The sequence below is a fragment of the Ruegeria sp. AM5 genome (assembly GCF_056540645.1).
On record NZ_JBQFXC010000010.1, the window covers coordinates 90,651 to 107,948 of the forward strand.

Genomic DNA, 17,298 nt, shown 5'->3' on the forward strand with positions numbered 1-17,298 from the left:
ATCACTCAAGTATATATTTGAGCGAACGTTCAAGAATTGGTGAAACGATGCCCCGCAAACCCTCATATGACCGAGACGCGCTTATCGCGCAGGCGCGAGATATTTTCTGGCGTCACGGCTGGGCGGGGACGTCGCTTAAGGATCTCGAGCGAGAGCTGAAGCTTAAACCGGGCAGCTTCTACGCGGCGTTTGGGTCGAAAGATGCGCTCTACGCCCTGGCGTTAGAGCGGTATACTCAGGAAGGGGTTGCCAATATGAAGGCTTTGGCGCAGGAATTGGGCCCGCTTGGTGCTCTTAAGGTGCAACCTCGTCGTGTGATCGAGGCGTCGGAGCTGCCAACAAAAGCCTGTATGTTGGCGAAGACTTATGCGGAATTGCAAGCCAAAGACCATAATTTGGCTGATCAGGCGCAGAGCCATATGGCTGACATGAAAGCTTGTTTTGCGGACCTCTTTCGCAGCGCGCAGAAGGCCGGAGAAATCGCGCCAAGTCATGACCCGGATCGCTTGGCGGCGCGCTATCAATCCGACCTTCTGGGGTTGCGATTGTCAGCCGAACGGGACGATGTGAACGCGGCAGAAATTGCCGAGGATATTGCAGCAGACCTTGATCGGCTTTGATCCGCAAATTAAGCGGATCAGAACCACAAAATATGGGGGGAGCACGTGACAATCCCCACCAGAAAACGTATAAGTTACCAAAATAATATAGGTACTAACGGCATGTCCGAAGACGCACAGGCACCCCAAGAATACGGCGCTGATTCCATCAAAGTTCTCAAAGGCTTAGAGGCAGTTCGCAAACGTCCCGGTATGTATATCGGGGATACGGATGATGGTTCGGGTCTGCACCATATGGTGTACGAGGTTGTCGATAACGGAATTGACGAGGCGCTGGCCGGTCATGCCGACCATGTGACTGTAAAAATTCACGCGGATTCCAGCGTTTCGGTCAGCGACAATGGACGTGGAATCCCGGTGGATATCCACCCCGAGGAAGGCGTTTCAGCGGCTGAAGTCATCATGACCCAACTGCACGCTGGCGGTAAGTTCGACAGCAACTCGTACAAGGTGTCAGGCGGTCTGCATGGAGTGGGCGTCTCGGTGGTGAATGCGCTATCCGATTGGCTGGAACTGCGCATTTGGCGGGCCGGTAATGAACATGTGGCGCGTTTTGAAGGTGGAGAGACGGCGGAACATCTGAAAGTCGTTGGCGAGTGTGGCGATCGCACGGGAACCGAGGTACGATTTCTGGCCTCGACCAACACGTTTTCGAACCTCGAATACTCGTTTGAGACGCTGGAAAAGCGCTTGCGCGAGCTGGCTTTCCTGAACTCAGGCGTGCGGATCATCCTGATCGACGAGCGTCCTGCTGAGCGGCTGGAAACCGAGCTGTTCTACGAGGGCGGCGTCAAAGAGTTTGTCAAATATCTCGACCGGTCCAAGACCCCGGCGATGCCCGAACCGATTTATATCAAGGGCGAGCGTGACGATATCGGCGTGGAAATCGCGATGTGGTGGAACGACAGTTATCATGAGACCGTGCTGCCCTTCACCAATAACATCCCGCAGCGCGATGGCGGCACCCATGTGGCTGGGTTCCGCGGCGCGCTGACCCGGACGATCAACAACTATGCGCAGTCCAGCGGCATCGCAAAGAAGGAAAAGGTCAGCTTCACCGGTGACGATGCACGCGAAGGCCTGACCTGCGTGTTGTCTGTGAAAGTGCCCGATCCGAAATTCTCGTCCCAGACCAAGGACAAGTTGGTCAGCTCTGAGGTGCGCCCGGCGGTCGAAGGTCTGATGAACGAGAAGCTGGCTGAATGGTTCGAAGAGAACCCGAATGAGGCTAAGGGGATTGTCGGTAAGATCATCGAGGCAGCTTTAGCGCGCGAGGCCGCCCGTAAAGCCCGCGAACTGACCCGCCGCAAGACTGCGATGGATGTGAACTATCTGGCTGGTAAGCTGAAGGATTGCTCTGAAAAAGATCCGTCCAAGACTGAAGTTTTCCTGGTCGAGGGGGACTCGGCTGGTGGTTCTGCCCAGACCGGTCGGGATCGGCTGACTCAGGCTGTTCTGCCTTTGCGTGGCAAAATCTTGAACGTGGAACGGGCGCGGTTTGACCGGATGTTGTCGAGCCAAGAGATCGGTAACCTCGTGATGGCGTTGGGCACTGGCATTGGCCGCGACGAATTCAACATCGAAAAACTGCGTTACCACAAAATCGTCATTATGACGGACGCAGATGTTGACGGCGCGCATATCCGCACCCTCTTGTTGACCTTCTTCTACCGGCAAATGCCAGAGTTGATCGAGGGCGGGTATCTCTACATCGCTCAACCACCGCTATACAAGGTTTCTAGAGGTAAATCAGAGGTTTACTTGAAGGACCAGGCTGCGCTGGATGATTATTTGATCAATCAGGGCGTCGAAGGCGCAGTACTTAAATTAGGCTCGGGCGAGGAGATCATCGGCCAGGACCTGACCCGCGTAGTGGATGAAGCGCGCCAGCTGAAGCGTGTGCTGGACGCCTTCCCAACGCATTATCCACGCCATATTCTGGAGCAGGCTGCTGTAGCCGGTGCTTTCGTGCCCGGCGCTGTTGATGCCGATTTGCAGGGCGTGGCCGACAAGGTCGCGGCGCGCCTTGACTTGATTGCACTGGAATACGAACGCGGCTGGCAAGGCCGCATCACACAGGATCACGGCATCCGCCTCGCGCGCATCCTGCGCGGTGTGGAAGAAGTACGCACACTGGACGGCCCCATGTTGCGTTCGGGTGAGGCCCGCAAAACCGGCAGTTTCACCCAAAGCCTGCAAGAGGTCTACAACACCCCCGCAACGTTGGTGCGTCGCGATCGGGGTCAGGTCATACACGGCCCGCTCGACCTGCTGCGCGCGATTCTGGAAGAAGGCGAAAAGGGCTTGTCGCTGCAACGCTACAAAGGTTTGGGAGAGATGAACCCCGATCAACTCTGGGAAACAACGCTGGACCCGGACGCGCGGACCCTGTTGCAGGTACGCGTGGATGATATGGTCGAGGCCGATGATCTGTTCACCAAACTCATGGGTGATGTGGTAGAGCCACGCCGTGAATTCATTCAAAAGAATGCTCTGAGTGTGGAGAATTTGGATTTTTGAGCGGGTTGTAGGTTTGCGCATAACACTTCGCGCACCCCATAAGTTTACGTAGTTCGCCCATAGTTTTGCGCTGCGCGTTTGTCTGCATTAGCGACGAATTCAATCAGTTTATGGCTTAGTCGTCGCGGTTATGGCCCTTTGCATTGCTCAATCCCGCAAAGGGCCTCCCTAAGGAACCTTGGATTCTCGCGAAGGTCTGCGATGCGCAGTTAGCAGACATTGCAAATCTGCAAAGTCCACTCTCAATCCGCCAAAGGCGCGATTCTGATCGATAGCCGATTTTTCGACCTTTGCACGCTTTCGAGGCGGAAACTCATTAATTGGATTGTAACGTTCGTTTAGAGGCTAAGAAGCATTGGACCTTTGCTGTTGACGGCAAAAAAACAAAAACGCTTTTGACCATAAGTGAATTCATTCGACGATCTCCACCATGAGACCTTCCGGAGATCGAACCACTGCTTCATAATACCCGTCGCCCGTTCGCCTCGGTTTGGACACTAACAGCCCAGCGTGTTTGAAGCGATCTGCGACCTCATCAACTTTCGATACACCACCTACTGAAAAGGCAACGTGTGCCCAGCCACCTTCCTCGTGCGAGCGAGGCCTTACCCATGGTCCTTCCATTAGTTCGATGCGAACGTCATCGTTTGGCAGCGTGGCGAAGCGGGAGGCAAAGCCGGGGCGGTTCACACTCTCATACCGGTCGCTGAGTTCCGCTTCGAAAAACTCTACCCAAATTTTCGAGGGGCGCTCCAAGTCTGTTGTCCAAAGAGCAACGTGGTTCAATTTCATCCCAATCTCGCTCGCATCTATTCAGTATTGACGGACGTCGCATAACAGCATATGCGGTTTTTTGCAATATCCTGAAGGTTTCTGCATGAATCTGAATGTCCCAGACACACGACAACTCGAACTGGCTCGGCGCTTGCAGGAAGGTCAGCAAGTCATTGCGGTCGAGGCTGCTCTAGAATTTGACGTGTCAGTTGATACGATCCGGCGGGATATTCTCGCCCTCGAAGCAGAGGGAAAGGCCCAACGCGTTCGCGGTGGTGCAGTGCCTTTATCCACTCCGGCACCGCCGTTGCATAAAAGACTATCGGGAGATGTTGCGCCTAACCGGAAGCTGGTTTCAGCCGCTATCCGAGAGATCGGCAGTGCGGCGACACTCCTGATCGATGGAGGTACTACAACGCTTGCCATAGTCGAACACCTGCCCCAGGAAGAGGGTCGCCTTGTGATCACACCGTCGCCCTGGATTGCGATTGGCTGCCAGCAAAAGAACGTTTCGGTCTATGTTTTGGGTGGTAGCCTAAGGCCGCAAGGCGGCATTGCGACAGGAGGCACCGCAATCGAACGGGTTGGGGATGTCACGGCAGATGTTGCCATTCTGGGAGCGTGCGGTTTGGATGCTGAGTTCGGTTTAAGCTCGGACGATGCAGAAGAAGCCATGATGAAGAAGGCAATGCACCGCGCCGCAAGCCGCACTATTGTTGTAACTAGTCACGCGAAGATCGGCCTCAGAGCCCGTCATCGAACAGTAGCGCTCTTAGAGATAGATGCTGTTGTCACAGATTCACACAACGCGACAACAGATTTGATCGCATCCCATACGCGTGTGGTGACCAAATGAGCGATAGTTCTCGTGTAAGTGAACTGACCCCGAGAATTGGCCGGCCGACTGATCATTCGGCTACAAACTCGGCGCGTTTAGCCACACGTTTGGCCTTTTTTACTGCGGGTTTTTCTTTGGCCTGTTGTGCGCCCCTTTTCCCCTTTTTCAAAGAATCCGTTGACGTCGACAAAACTCAATTTGGGTTACTCCTGCTTTGTCTTGGATTTGGATCCATAGTCGCCATGCCGGTTACCGGTGTCTTGGCAGCGCGCAGTGGAGCGCGTCCACTTATTTTGCTTGGAGGCTATGGTTTGATCGCCATGCTTCCCCTTCTGGCACTATCGCAAACGCCAATAGCTTTGGGTGCAGCTTTATTCGTTTTCGGAGCGTCACTTGGGACCATCGACGTTGCAATGAATGTACATGGCGCGGAAATTGAAGCTATCGAAAGTCGCCCCCTTATGTCGAACTTTCACGCCCAATTCAGCATTGGTGGGTTTTTCGGAGCTGGTTTGGTTACACTGTTGTTGTCATTCTCCATCCCAGTGCTGACTTGTTCCATTCTGGGGGCTATCGTGGCGTTGGCTTCTATGCTGCTGGCCCGCTCCCGGTTTTTGGAGGTCAGTGGCAAAGATCCGGAACCCATTGTCGTTCCGCGTGGGATTGTTTTGCTATTAGCCATTTTGGCCGCAATCACGTTTTTGGTCGAAGGTGCCCTGCTGGATTGGGGCGCTCTTCTGATCATTGATCTTGAACTCGCCGAACCCGAGAGCGCTGGCGTGGGCTATATCCTGTTCTCAATCGCAATGGTACTGGCCCGCCTGACTGGTGACCGAATTGTTGAGCGATGTGGCGAATATCTCGTTCTGATGGTTGGCGGATCACTCGCGATCATTGGTATCGCGAGCATTCTTCTGTCGACCAATTCGGTTGTAGCCCTGCTTGGGTTCGTCTTGATCGGGCTCGGAGCCGCAAATTTGGTGCCGATCCTATTCAGCGTTGCTGGACGTCAAAACTTGATGCCACCTGGGATTGCTATCGCCTCGGTTACTACTACGGGATACGCGGGCATCCTTATGGGGCCAGCGTTGATTGGTTTCATATCTGGGGCATCGACGCTGGCGACGGCATTCTGGATGCTTGCGCTGCTAATGGTATCTGTTCCGATTTTCGCGAGACTGGTGGCAAAAGTCTGAACCCAACATAGGCAATAGCCGCGATACGTTTCATCATTATCTACGTAGTGTTTCCAGTATCATATTTCGCGTATTGACGTCGTTGTGGAAAATCCTGTCGGCGAAAACTCATGCCATACGCATTTTAGCGACGAGCCGTTTTGCTTATTCTGGTTTTCCCAATTGATCGCGCGCAACGGCTCGGAGAAAAAGCGTATGAGTACTCGCGACTGGGGCGGCGAAAACAACAGTATTAAGGCTGTTAACCCTTCGGCTCGCTTCACGTCCGCTAACTCAACTTGGTGAATAAAGATCAAGCACGGATAGCACACGTGAACGAGTCTCACGATCTTTCACAAAAAAACGTTCTACGACGCTGCGGGCAGGGAAGTCTGGCCAAGTGTCCAGCATTTCGACAATTGCCTTCTCCGCCCCCACAGTATTACCTGTTTCGTGATAGGCGGTGGCGAGCAAAAAGAGGCTTGGCGGACTCACAGGATGGCCTCGCTCTGCTGCTTTGGAAAAGGCATCGATGACTTCACCATAGTTCTCCAACATAAGTTGTGCAGCCCCATAGATGTTGTTGTATGCGAAACGACCCACGCCTAGTCGAGACCGTTGTGGATTAGAAACTTCGGCCATTAACACAGGATCATCTACAACTAGGGCCGTGATGCCTATCAGATCCAAAGTATGTCCGTCTTGAGGGCTAAGATCCAAGGCAATTCGGGCACGTCTAAGCGCTCCTTCACTATCTCCAGTCACAGCAAGGGTCCAGCCATGAGCGGCTTGCGACCAACCATCCAAGGGATCTAGCGTGGTAGCGCGTTCTGCCATTTCCAAAGCTTCAGCAACTAAAGCGGTTGAAGCGTCAGCATCGCTTGTCAGAAGTGACTTAAGTGTGAGCACCTGGGCCGAACCCGCATAACCTGCAGCAAGTTGCGGATCGAGGTCAATCACATACCGAAACGTTTCCAAGTTAATGGCTTGCCGTCGGAGGTCGAACAAAGGAAAAAACAATCCCCGTGTTTGCTCAGCTAAGTTTGCAGCCTGAACACTGGTGAATGACTTCTCCCGAAGCGCAGCCAATTCTGCGGGGTATTTATTGGTTGCGAACTGTGTGTTCGATTGGGAACCGCGTAGTCCAAAATATCCTAGGACACATGCCAACAAAAGCGTTGTTCCGATGAGCGGTAACAGGAATTTGCGACGCCAGAAACCGCCAGAGTGCGATGATGCCGACTGGCTTTGCCCGCTACTTGGCTTCGTCGCGACGGATGGTTCAAATTGTGGTCGATACCCCCCGGTTTGCATAGTTATGCGTAAAGGGTCTGATTTGCCCGCGTCACTGTAGTAGTTCTCCAACGCACGCCTAAGGCGACGGGCCTCAACCCGAACGAGGTTTAGTGCCCCACCGGTCTCGTCAAGCTCCTTATCGTAGACATCTGTCGCGATAACTTTGCCCTTTATGGAGCGCCCGTGACCGTCAAGTTCCTGTTCGACAATGTATCTTAGGAAGGACTGCAGCCTGGGTGAGCCAGCAAACTCTGCGGATGAAAGGACCCGCTCAAGTGTTCGCCTAATTTCTTCAGCCTCTATCATTTCCCCAGACTCACATCCATTTTCTTATTTTTTTCAGTGTTTTAATGACCATCCCGCCTCTCTGAATCTAAGCTGAACTCACCCCTAGCTCACCGTAACTCACTTTCTTTCCGCTCCACCCACCTTCTAACATATTGGCTAAAGTGAATACAAAAAGGCCACACTCAACCATGAACTGCAGGGAACTCCACGCCCTCATACCTGAGTATTCCGAGGCGGCTCTGTCCCGAGCGCTAAGGAACGAAAATATACGTGAAGCGGTGGAAGACCTTGATGAAGTTCTTAAGCATGTAGCCCTCTCACCAGAAAAGTCTCCTGTACGAAAAGAATGGGAGACTGTTCGAGACGAGCTGCTGTCCGAAATTCGACGACTTACGCAGAGGCTCAGCGATGCTAGTTGATATCGGCGATGGTTAGGAAACGCAGGTCCTTGTCTTCAGGAACCAAGAAAAAACAAAAAACTGTGCACCAAAAAAACTCTCGGAGGATCCAAAAATGAGCCAATCACGCAACCCTTACGGGCAACGCCCCGGCGGTGGCATTACGCTGCCGGAGTATTTCCGGCCGACACCCGGCTGTACAAGCAACAACTTTTTCCCACCCAACGAGCTTTTGCCAAAAGGCGAGATGCGGATTTGTTTTCCGGGTAGCACGCCTTGGCCTCCGACGATGGTACAGTCCGGCACATGCATTGTCTTGGAGCTGGGGAACGGTACTCCATTCCCGCGCCGCCTGTTCTTTGATTTCGGCAATGGCTGCGTAAGGAATATTATTCAGCTTGGCATTTTGCCGCCGATGGTGCGCGACATCTTCATCAGCCACTTGCACGTCGACCACTATGCAGACTTGCCCTACTTCATGCCGTTCCGCGCATGGTCGGGAGGCTGGCGCAATGGTTTGCGCATTTTCGGCCCATCAGGTGACCGGCCAGAGACGGGCACCCAATATATGGTCGACAAGATGCATGAGATGATGACATGGCATCTTGAGAACTTTGACCACTGCCCGATTGGCGCCGGCTACGACACCGAAGTTGTTGAGTTCGACTACAAAGACGAAGGCGGCGTGGTTCTGGAAGAACCCGGTTTGAAAGTCACGCACTGGGCGCGAAGCCACGTGAAAAGCGGTGCGTCAGCATATCGCGTGGATTGGGAAGAAGCCGGATTGTCCTTTGTCTGGACAGGCGACGGGCGCCCTGATGAAAGCACAATCGAGTTTGCGAAAGGCTGCGATATTTTCGTGACCGAAGGACAAGCCGATCTACCGCAACTACTCAACTACAAATACGGCACGCCCAAAGAAGTTCTGGAATTCACTCTGGATACCTACCACACGCCTTACTATGCGGCGGGATATCTGATGAACGAAATTCAACCTCGGGCCGGTGTGATCTGCCACTACACCGAGGAATCGGCGGGCGAAGCCATCGCGGAAATTCGCGCGCATTGGGATGGTCTATTCCTCTTTGGTGGACCAGACACCAAGGTAATCAACGTCACAAAGGATCGTATCTGGGAACGTATGGCCCTGCGTCCGGAAATGCCGGCGATGCAGCCACCAGATCCCAGAACGATACCGTTCCCGGATGGCGAGATGCCGGATTACATTCAGATTCCGAAACCGCGTTTGCCGCGTGAGGAACAACAGGATGCCTTCCTGCGGGAACGGGAACTAGATCCGGCCCTCTACATGCCTGAGGACGTACTCCGTCCACTGACGCAGCACTACGACGAAGAAACTTTCCGCTTCGACCTCCACGCCCTGATTGCTGCGCGCGATCATACGGATTGATCTGATTATTGACTAAAAATAAGCGCCGCGTTTCTTAGCCACGCGGCGCGATCACAGTTCTTGCAAAAGGATGTAGCCATGAACAACGCCCCAAAAGAACCTGTCCCGCTGACGATCCTAACAGGGTTTCTGGGTGCGGGAAAAACTACTCTGCTGAACCGGATTTTAAAGGGTGAACATGGGTTGAAAATTGGCATTCTTGTGAATGATTTCGGCTCGATCAATGTCGATGCAGAACTGGTTGTCGACGTCGAAGATGGGATGATTAGCCTCGCGAACGGCTGCGTCTGTTGTCAAATCCGAGATGATCTCGTTGAGTCGGTCGCAGCGTTGATCGAGCGTGATGATCCCATTGAGTACATACTGCTTGAAGCCAGCGGAGTTGCAGATCCGGCAAGCATCTATATGACCTTCGTGGATTCAGCATATCGCGATCTGATACGGCTTGACAGTGTGACGTGTGTCGTCGACGCCGATCAAGTCTTTACTTATGACGACCCGGACCTTGCCAAGCTCAAGCTGCAGCAGATCGGATTTGCGGATCTTGTAATCCTTAACAAAGTTGATTTGGCAGGAGTCGAGGAAACTGCAAAGGTAAAGAGGTGGATAGACGGCTTCTTCTCAAGGGTTCGCATCGTTCCTGCCGTCAAATGTAACGTTCCACTCGAAATCCTGCTGTCTGTCGGTCGTTTCGATGTTTCTCGCGCAATGGCTGATCAAGCGCATAGCCACGACCACGAACATCATCATAAGCACAATCACGGTTCTTTCTTCAGCACCTGGAGTTATACGCGCGACGCGCCATTGCAGCGCAAAGCATTGGAACGAATGATCAAGAGAGAACTGCCTTCAAATATCTATCGCTGCAAGGGATTTGTTTACCTGGATGACGACCCGAACAGCCGTTATTTGCTGCAAGTTGTCGGGCGGCGGGTCGAGTTGACGAAAGACCGCCCTTGGGGGGGCGAGGATCCGGCAAACCGGATCGTTGCCATCGCACACAAAACAACTCTTGATCAAGCGCACTTGTGTGAGTTGTTCGATGCTTGCTCTGGTTCGTCTGTCGGGAACGAAAATAGCGAAGTTGTAACTGTCGCAACAGGATAGTGACCATGCATGAGTTGGAAATCCTGATCGTTCAAGCGGCGAGCTACATCCAGGTTCTATTCGAAGCGGCGAGCGTCATCGTTGTTGCTGCTGGAGGCATCGCCTTTGCACGAGCGTTCATTATGCATCGGAAGTCGGATGCCGAGCCTGTCGCACGGCGCATCCTTGGAAAATACCTGATTGTGGCGCTCGAACTGCAACTAGGCGCGGATATTATAGCGACTGCAACAGACCCAACAATCGAAGAATTGGCGAAACTGACAGCCATCGCCTTCGTCCGAACCTTTCTCGACTATTTCCTCGTTCGGGAAATTCGCGAGGAGAGAGTCGAGGATAAACCAAGTGAAACCTGATTTTCTAACTGAGGCCTCCAATGGACTTTGACGACGAGGACATGCCGCAGCGTTCTAACAATCAGTTGGCCGGCGAACGAACAGATCTGGCGTTCGAGCGGTCCCGGCTCGCTTCGGACAGGACGACCATGGGATATATGAGAACGGCTACGTCGCTCGTTGGTTTTGGCTTCTCTATACCCGCACTATTCAGAATTTTGACTGATGTACCTGGGTTGGAAGAGGTTCCGATAGAACATGCACGTTTTGTCGGATTATTCATGCTGATACTGGCGGTAATAATGCTATCTGTCGCCATCATACAGCAAATTACTTTTCTTAAGCGGATCTCTGATATCTCCGGAAAGCCATTTCCGATTTCACCTGCGCTGGTCTCAGCCGGGTTGATCTTGGCGGTCGCTATTTACGCTACGATCAGCATCCTTTGGAATGTGGAACCGCTGTGATGGAGTCGCCGCTGCCGTTTGAGCAATCCGTCACCCTATTCATCCATATCTTCATTACTCTAGCCATGCTTTGCATCGGGATGAGTGCAACGCTGCGCGAAATGGGTGCAACGGTTCTGGAACGTGAAAGACTAACGCGCCTTCTTGCTGCAAATGTCTTCATACCGCCCGTCATTGCAATCCTGATTATCGGGGTCTTCCCACTACCACGATCAGTTAGCGCCGTTTTGTTTTTGTTGGCAGTCGCCCCCGGCGGCATCAACGCGGTCCAATTTTCGACCAAAGCGCCGGGACAAGTCAGCGCGGCCGGGGCCCTGCTGGTTTTACTTTCAATCATCGGCTTGGTTCTTGCGCCGTCGGCCGCTCAGGTCGTTTTGCCAACCGCCGCGCTGGAACGTGTCGCTTGGGACCAACTAATGATCCGCATCGTGGGTGTGATCGGAATTCCCTTGCTTCTTGGGTTTTTGATCCGACGATTTTACCCGGATGTCGCCGAGCATATCTACAAACCGGCGATGCTTATATCGACAGTCTCCTTCATTGCATCTGTCGTAGCAAGCATCAGCATCCGGCAGGAAGCCGCTGTTGGATTGGGGCCTTCGAGCCTGATCGCGATATTGGTTTTCATTCTGTCCCTAATGGCGCTCGGCTGGTTTTTAGGCGGCGAGAATAAGGAGTATCGGCAGGTCCTTGCGACCTGCACAAACCTTCGCAATGTCGGTCTTGTCTATCTACTTGTGGATGCGTGCTGCTTTGATCCGGCCTATTCAACGAGCGTTCTGGCCTTCATGATGCTGATGGTTCCAATCAACCTTGTATTCACTATTGCCTGCGTAGTGGCAAGAAAACGGCATAGCCAATCTGGTAGTGATGACAGAGGCACCAATGCATGACGATTGGGCGAACGACATCGCGAAAATATCTTGCAACCATGCTCGCTATTGCTGCTTCCACTTCTTGGGCTCAGACCGGAGAAGACGAAAAACTATCGGATGATCCGACAAAGATCGTAACGAAAATCGGCGTTCGTTATAGTGACTTTGGCACCGTATTCGGCTCGGTTGCTTTCGGGCCCGTAACGAAGATCAACGTCTCGGTCTCAGAAGACGATCAGTGGCGCGTTGGTGGCTCTTATCTCTTCGATTTTGGAATAGTTAATTTCTCAGCGTCCGAGCAAGAGCTGGAAGGTGGCGTCAAACAAACGCAATACGCCATAGGGACCTTTGTGCCGCTTGCCGCGTTGGGCTTTCAGCCTAAAGGATGGCTTTTGTTCCCGGCACTGGGAGCAAACTATACCGACGGTCGGATCGGCAATAGCGATATTGAGTTTGCTGATGCCTTTCCCGCTGAAATTGCCAGCAAGGGCGGGTATATCGGTATACTTGGCCTCAAGCCATTGTCAGAACGATGGGTTGTGAAGACCGGTGGTGTCCTATCTGCCGGTTCCAACGATTACTCTGGGTACACCGTTGGTGCGGGCGTTACCTTCAATGCGTCGCCGAACGACAGCATCAGCGTATTTGGCAGCCATATCGACAACACTTTCGGAACACGTGATCTGGTTGGTATCAGCTATACGCACGAGTTTTGACGGCAACTGAACAAAAGAAACACGGTGAGGGCAATTCACGATGCTCATTATTCTCGGTCTTTATTTTGGTATTGTTTGGCTGGTTTTTGCGAAGCTCAAAATCCTGCCTTGGAACGGGTTCTTCAAGACAGTCGTGTACGGTGGAGCTTTGGTCATCGCGTTGGTTGTTGTTGGAGCCTTAAACCACACGACACCATCCGGGACTGTGTCCGTGCAAGGTGCTGTCATCAACATTGCACCGAACGTATCCGGCCCAGTCACTGAAGTAGCGGTCACGGCAAACCAACCGGTGGCGAAGGGTGATGTGTTGTTTCGAATAGATGACACCACCTACGCGGCTGAAGTTGCCCGACTTCAAGCCTCGCTCGCATCAGCACAGTCCGCAGCAGACCAGTTACAGACAGACTATGCGGCGGCGCTTGCAGAAATTGATTCTCTTGAAGCCCAACTTTCTTTCGGTGTGCAGCGTCGCGATGACATCGTCCAGCTTACCGGACGCGGTGCTGCAGCTGAGTTCCAATTGCAGGAAGCCGTTTCAACGATTGAGCAACTTGAAGCCGGGCTGCGAGCAGCACAAGCGCGTAGGCAGAGCCTCGAACGACGCATCGCGGCTCAGGTGGACGGAGTCGACGTCGGTGTCGTTGAAGTTCAGGAGGCGCTGGCCCAAGCTGAGTGGGCGTTGCAGCAGACGGTCGTTCGAGCGCCGGATGACGGTGTTGTAACGGCGCTCTCACTCCGCCCAGGCAATCGTGTTACGACGTTACAAGGCGCCGTGAATTTTCTACTCCCTTCAGATCGGCTGCTCATTGCGGCGTTGCCGCAAAGCAGCTATCCCAACGTGGCCGTTGGCGATACGATCCGGATTGCTTTGGGCACTATGCCAGGTCAGGAATTTGAGACCACAATACGGTCAATCCCTCCGGGAACACGAGAGGGCACGTTGGATACGAGGGGCGGGCTGCCTAGCATGCGCGAACTTACAGGCGCGTCGAGCTACATTGTAACTATCGATATCCCAGAAGGCCTTCCGTCTGATCGTGCAAAGCTTGGTGTGTCAGGAACCGCTTTGGTAATAACCGAAGGGGCTGGCGCAATCTCAGTGCTGGCGGAAATCCTGTTTTGGATCAACAAGAAACTCAACTACATCTGAGCCCAAATTCGACAAAAGGGGCAACCCGGCCTTGCAAACATAGGAAACTAAATGCGGCTGATCAGAGTATGCTTGATTGCGACAACAGTGATTGCACTCACCGTAGTTTGCTTAAGGTTGGCTTTTCCGCTGCCTGAGCAGAATTTTTCGCGGCAAACGCTGAAACTGGACGCCGATTGGGCTGGAGCATTGGGCGAAACCATTCAATATGCTCTTAATCGCAACCCCGGTCTCGACGGAGTTCGGCCTTTGGGCGATGGACGCGCCGCATTTGCAGCCAGGGCTATCCTTGCGAGAGAAGCTACCTCCTCAATCGATGCGCAATACTATATATGGCAAGATGACGTAACAGGTCTCATGCTCCTTGACGAGCTTAGGGCGGCAGCAGAACGCGGTGTTCGCGTCAGACTACTGGTCGATGACAACGGTATCTCAGGGTTGGACGATCTACTTTCAGAGCTAGACACGCTCCCCAACGCGAATGTGCGTATTTTCAATCCGTTTACGCTGAGAAAACCCAAGTTGCTCTCTTACGCATTTGACTTCAGCCGACTAAACCGGCGGATGCACAATAAGTCGATGACTGTCGATGGGGTCGCAACGATTGTTGGGGGGCGCAACATCGGCGACATCTATTTCGACTATGGGGGTGGAACGCACTACCTTGATTTAGATGCGATTGCCATCGGGCCGATTGTGGACGATGTTTCGAAATCATTCGACGCTTATTGGAACAGTGCATCTTCTTACGATGCTGGACTATTCTTAGATCCTCCAGCCGTAGGCAGTCTGCAAGCTAAGGCGGATGCGGCACGGCGAACCGCCGTTGGCGCAGGTTACCAAAAAGCAATTCAGGAAAGTGAACTGGCCGACAACATCGCAGCACATACTCTGAAGTTTGATTGGAGCGAGGTTACACTTTTTGTCGACGATCCGGCGAAGGGCTTGGGCGAAGTCAAAAGTGAAGACCTATTGGTCGAACAACTGATCGAATTCGCTAAGAGCTCACGGACTTCACTGGACCTTGTTTCGGCATATTTTATTCCTGGCGAAAGAGGCTCTAAGGTCTTGGAGGAGTTGGCCAAGTCAGGTGTTAGGGTCCGTATCTTGACCAATTCTTTGGACGCGACAGACGTCATGCCAGTTCACGCTGCGTATATGCGTTACAGATATGATTTGTTGAATAGTGGAGTAGAACTGCTGGAGCTACGAGCCTTGCGGCGGGAACATCGCGACAGAAGCCTGCCAGAGATCCTAGCTGGGTCGGCATCAGGGCTGCATGCAAAAACCTTTGGGGCGGATGGCGAGCGGATCTTTATTGGCTCTTTTAATCTCGATCCAAGGTCTGCGCATCTCAACACTGAAATGGGCATCATGATCGAAAGTCCAACGATTGCTGCATCACTGACAGAGCAATTGAACAAACCGGAATTTTCTTATCGCGTTAAGCTCAATAACGGCAACGAAATGATTTGGGTTCAAGAAGAACAAGATGGCACAGTCACTGTGCATACTACGGATCCGGAAACCAATGGACTACAGAGAGGTCTTACTACAGTCGTCAGGTGGCTACCGGTAGAATGGATGCTGTGAGCAGTTTTTTGAATTGGTTGTATTATTGAAAAGGTCATGCTCCCTCTTCCATTCCGTACCAATGCGCCTTTTTAGTATTCAACGTAGCGCTAGACTGTTTCAGATTTTGCCGATTTTGAGCAAGAAAGGGAGTGAATGGAGCTAGAAAGCGGATCACGGCCAATCACAAATGCTGATTCGACGGCCGCATTGTCCGCATGCCGGAAGTTGCAATGTCCAGTTTTGAATGTCCGGTTCGGGCTGCTACTCGACAGACGAATATCTGGCCAATCCGGGCTGGCCATATCCCGCGCCTGACAGAAGGAAAGGAAAAACTTCTTCGGTTGAGAGCAGGCGGGCCAAGTCCGGAGGCTTACGACTTTGCAACTGGCAAAGATATGGTTGTTAAATAAGCAGCTCGGCGACTACAAATCTGGATCGACTATCCTTTGGTGCTTTTATTTACTGCTGAACCACCAAGTCTTCAAAACGCCTGGCTCCAGCTTCTGGTAAGGTTGCGAAACGAATTCCATCAAGACCAATTTCATCTCGGAGCTTTGCCAGATGCTTCAGGTCATAACCAGAGTCTTGAGGTACGACTAAGAGCGCCTCTGGTACAAGTCTCCTAAGGAGCCAAAGATAGCCAAGTGTATTTATTGCGAACTGTCTTTCTACTCTCGTCCTGTGCGCGTTTATTTCGACCGCTACTTTGGGCTTCCCATCAACTTCGATGACGTAGTCAGGATACAATGAACCTAGGCTCCTTCCGTCAGGATCAGCTTGTCCAGAGTCAGATCAGACACCGCGCGTCTCAACCGCTCGTTCTCTTTCTGAAGCCGCTTCAGTTCTTTCAACTGATCTACACCCATTCCGCCGTACTTCTTTCGCCAGCGGTAATAGGTTTGTTCAACAACGCCGATCTGTCTGATCGCATCAAGACGGGACATGTCTTGCCCCATCAGAACTTCAACCTGCCGTAACTTCGAGACAATCTCTTCGGGCTTCGGTCGCTTGTTTGCCATTCGTGGTCCTCCGTTCCCTAAACATAACGGTGGACCAGATCAGTTGGGGAGGCTCAGTGTCGATCCCGAACGATATCCGTATCCGGATATCGCTGTCGTTTTCCAGAACCCGCAGTTCGGGCAATTCTTTCATCAAAATCGACAGCGAAGACAAGAAATCCTGATACCCAGTGACAATCAGACAATCCCCGGAGGTGATATGGGGTCGATAAAGATTGATGACCGGCCGGTCGATATTGGTGCCGACCTTCGCAACCGGTTCGGCATCAAGCTCGCTTGCGGGCTTTTGATTTGCTTCGGTGAGCTGCTGTGGCTTGGAACGCAGCCAATCAGGGAGTGAAAACAATGAACAAGACTTGGTTTTAGGACGCTTAGTCTAATAGTGATACTGCGCACATCGTCCTTCAAGACATCACCGGAAGAAACATTCGTTTTCCTGAAACTGTCGAAAACGCGCACCGGTTTTGTGGCAGAAAGCCGGGAGTTCGAGATTTAACATAAGTCGCAATTATACAGCGTTTGCAGTCTCGCGATCCGAAGCGGCAATTCGTTCAGAAAGCGACACATGTTCGGATTGAGCCCATTCCTAAAGAGTGCTGCATCATAGCCTATAGGCAGCAATATCGTTGACTCTGCGCTCTTGGGTGCCTTATCGCTGACCTCATGGTGAAATCGTTCTTCGCATCGCAGGACTATTATCCTCAGCTTCGATAGCTGCGGGCAATTTATCATTGGTT

At 52.5% G+C, this 17,298-nt stretch carries 16 protein-coding genes and 1 pseudogene; 14 read left to right on the forward strand and 3 right to left on the reverse strand.

Annotated elements, in window-relative coordinates; genetic code table 11:
- The first annotated feature begins 47 nt into the window (after positions 1-47).
- The gene (locus tag ACR0AH_RS18085) at positions 48-620 is read left to right on the forward strand and encodes a TetR/AcrR family transcriptional regulator (protein WP_480593075.1); all 573 of its coding nucleotides are present in this window, start codon (positions 48-50) and stop codon (positions 618-620) included.
- Positions 621-722: 102 nt separating this feature from the next.
- Positions 723-3,140 (forward strand): DNA topoisomerase (ATP-hydrolyzing) subunit B, encoded by a 2,418-nt coding sequence (gene gyrB, locus ACR0AH_RS18090; RefSeq protein WP_480593077.1) that lies wholly within the window; start codon positions 723-725, stop codon positions 3,138-3,140.
- A 411-nt stretch (positions 3,141-3,551) separates the two neighbouring features.
- Here gyrB and ACR0AH_RS18095 read toward each other — a convergent pair whose 3' ends face one another.
- Positions 3,552-3,932: a VOC family protein gene (locus tag ACR0AH_RS18095; RefSeq protein WP_480593078.1), complete on the reverse strand. Its 381-nt coding sequence runs from the start codon at positions 3,930-3,932 to the stop codon at positions 3,552-3,554.
- An 85-nt stretch (positions 3,933-4,017) separates the two neighbouring features.
- Here ACR0AH_RS18095 and ACR0AH_RS18100 point away from each other — a divergent pair, with 85 nt between their 5' ends.
- Both ACR0AH_RS18100 and ACR0AH_RS18105 read left to right on the forward strand, forming a co-directional pair.
- Positions 4,018-4,770 carry a DeoR/GlpR family DNA-binding transcription regulator gene (locus tag ACR0AH_RS18100; protein WP_480593081.1) on the forward strand — a complete coding sequence of 251 codons (753 nt, stop codon included), beginning with the start codon at positions 4,018-4,020 and terminating at the stop codon, positions 4,768-4,770.
- Positions 4,767-5,948 carry an MFS transporter gene (locus ACR0AH_RS18105; protein ID WP_480593082.1) on the forward strand — a complete coding sequence of 394 codons (1,182 nt, stop codon included), beginning with the start codon at positions 4,767-4,769 and terminating at the stop codon, positions 5,946-5,948. The genes ACR0AH_RS18100 and ACR0AH_RS18105 overlap by 4 nt, the downstream gene beginning before the upstream one ends.
- A 273-nt stretch (positions 5,949-6,221) precedes the next feature.
- Here ACR0AH_RS18105 and ACR0AH_RS18110 read toward each other — a convergent pair whose 3' ends face one another.
- Complete coding sequence (locus ACR0AH_RS18110) at positions 6,222-7,292, reverse strand: tetratricopeptide repeat protein (RefSeq protein WP_480593085.1); 1,071 nt, start codon at positions 7,290-7,292, stop codon at positions 6,222-6,224.
- A 732-nt stretch (positions 7,293-8,024) separates the two neighbouring features.
- Between ACR0AH_RS18110 and gntH the strand changes: the two genes are divergently transcribed.
- The 9 genes from gntH to ACR0AH_RS18155 all read left to right on the forward strand — a co-directional run bounded on the left by gntH (position 8,025) and on the right by ACR0AH_RS18155 (position 15,952).
- Positions 8,025-9,320: a guanitoxin biosynthesis MBL fold metallo-hydrolase GntH gene (gntH, locus tag ACR0AH_RS18115; protein WP_152456705.1), complete on the forward strand. Its 1,296-nt coding sequence runs from the start codon at positions 8,025-8,027 to the stop codon at positions 9,318-9,320.
- Between the two features lie 78 nt (positions 9,321-9,398).
- Positions 9,399-10,427 carry a CobW family GTP-binding protein gene (locus ACR0AH_RS18120; RefSeq protein WP_480593086.1) on the forward strand — a complete coding sequence of 343 codons (1,029 nt, stop codon included), beginning with the start codon at positions 9,399-9,401 and terminating at the stop codon, positions 10,425-10,427.
- A 5-nt stretch (positions 10,428-10,432) separates the two neighbouring features.
- Entirely contained in the window at positions 10,433-10,780 is a 348-nt protein-coding gene (locus ACR0AH_RS18125) for a DUF1622 domain-containing protein (RefSeq protein WP_152456707.1), read from the forward strand.
- Positions 10,781-10,800: 20 nt separating this feature from the next.
- Positions 10,801-11,226, forward strand: coding sequence for a YidH family protein (locus ACR0AH_RS18130; RefSeq protein WP_152456708.1), 426 nt, complete (start codon positions 10,801-10,803; stop codon positions 11,224-11,226).
- Entirely contained in the window at positions 11,226-12,119 is an 894-nt protein-coding gene (locus ACR0AH_RS18135; protein WP_480593089.1) for a bile acid:sodium symporter family protein, read from the forward strand. Before ACR0AH_RS18130 ends, ACR0AH_RS18135 begins: the two co-directional genes overlap by 1 nt.
- 38 nt (positions 12,120-12,157) lie before the next feature.
- Positions 12,158-12,817 carry a hypothetical protein gene (locus ACR0AH_RS18140; protein ID WP_480593091.1) on the forward strand — a complete coding sequence of 220 codons (660 nt, stop codon included), beginning with the start codon at positions 12,158-12,160 and terminating at the stop codon, positions 12,815-12,817.
- A 40-nt stretch (positions 12,818-12,857) separates the two neighbouring features.
- A complete protein-coding gene (locus ACR0AH_RS18145) occupies positions 12,858-13,967 on the forward strand; it encodes an HlyD family secretion protein (protein ID WP_480593094.1) in 1,110 nt (369 codons plus the stop codon).
- 51 nt (positions 13,968-14,018) lie between these two features.
- On the forward strand, positions 14,019-15,560 hold the full coding sequence (locus ACR0AH_RS18150) for a phospholipase D family protein (protein ID WP_480593096.1): 1,542 nt from the start codon (positions 14,019-14,021) through the stop codon (positions 15,558-15,560).
- Positions 15,561-15,772: 212 nt separating this feature from the next.
- Entirely contained in the window at positions 15,773-15,952 is a 180-nt protein-coding gene (locus ACR0AH_RS18155; protein WP_480593098.1) for a DUF3291 domain-containing protein, read from the forward strand.
- A gap of 345 nt (positions 15,953-16,297) precedes the next feature.
- Here the strand turns inward: ACR0AH_RS18155 and ACR0AH_RS18160 are convergent.
- Positions 16,298-16,561, reverse strand: a pseudogene (locus ACR0AH_RS18160) (transposase); the annotation flags it as partial.
- A gap of 29 nt (positions 16,562-16,590) precedes the next feature.
- Between ACR0AH_RS18160 and ACR0AH_RS18165 the strand changes: the two are divergent.
- Positions 16,591-16,725 carry a hypothetical protein gene (locus tag ACR0AH_RS18165; RefSeq protein WP_480593102.1) on the forward strand — a complete coding sequence of 45 codons (135 nt, stop codon included), beginning with the start codon at positions 16,591-16,593 and terminating at the stop codon, positions 16,723-16,725.
- Positions 16,726-17,298 lie beyond the last annotated feature (573 nt).

Bases quoted from the DNA above. Each gene is read 5' to 3' on its own strand.
- ACR0AH_RS18085 (WP_480593075.1), top strand. From the start codon at position 48: ATGCCCCGCAAACCCTCATATGACCGAGACGCGCTTATCGCGCAGGCG.
- gyrB (WP_480593077.1), top strand. From the start codon at position 723: ATGTCCGAAGACGCACAGGCACCCCAAGAATACGGCGCTGATTCCATC.
- ACR0AH_RS18095 (WP_480593078.1), bottom strand. From the start codon at position 3,932: ATGAAATTGAACCACGTTGCTCTTTGGACAACAGACTTGGAGCGCCCC.
- ACR0AH_RS18100 (WP_480593081.1), top strand. From the start codon at position 4,018: ATGAATCTGAATGTCCCAGACACACGACAACTCGAACTGGCTCGGCGC.
- ACR0AH_RS18105 (WP_480593082.1), top strand. From the start codon at position 4,767: ATGAGCGATAGTTCTCGTGTAAGTGAACTGACCCCGAGAATTGGCCGG.
- gntH (WP_152456705.1), top strand. From the start codon at position 8,025: ATGAGCCAATCACGCAACCCTTACGGGCAACGCCCCGGCGGTGGCATT.
- ACR0AH_RS18120 (WP_480593086.1), top strand. From the start codon at position 9,399: ATGAACAACGCCCCAAAAGAACCTGTCCCGCTGACGATCCTAACAGGG.
- ACR0AH_RS18125 (WP_152456707.1), top strand. From the start codon at position 10,433: ATGCATGAGTTGGAAATCCTGATCGTTCAAGCGGCGAGCTACATCCAG.
- ACR0AH_RS18130 (WP_152456708.1), top strand. From the start codon at position 10,801: ATGGACTTTGACGACGAGGACATGCCGCAGCGTTCTAACAATCAGTTG.
- ACR0AH_RS18135 (WP_480593089.1), top strand. From the start codon at position 11,226: ATGGAGTCGCCGCTGCCGTTTGAGCAATCCGTCACCCTATTCATCCAT.
- ACR0AH_RS18140 (WP_480593091.1), top strand. From the start codon at position 12,158: ATGCTCGCTATTGCTGCTTCCACTTCTTGGGCTCAGACCGGAGAAGAC.
- ACR0AH_RS18145 (WP_480593094.1), top strand. From the start codon at position 12,858: ATGCTCATTATTCTCGGTCTTTATTTTGGTATTGTTTGGCTGGTTTTT.
- ACR0AH_RS18150 (WP_480593096.1), top strand. From the start codon at position 14,019: ATGCGGCTGATCAGAGTATGCTTGATTGCGACAACAGTGATTGCACTC.
- ACR0AH_RS18155 (WP_480593098.1), top strand. From the start codon at position 15,773: ATGTCCAGTTTTGAATGTCCGGTTCGGGCTGCTACTCGACAGACGAAT.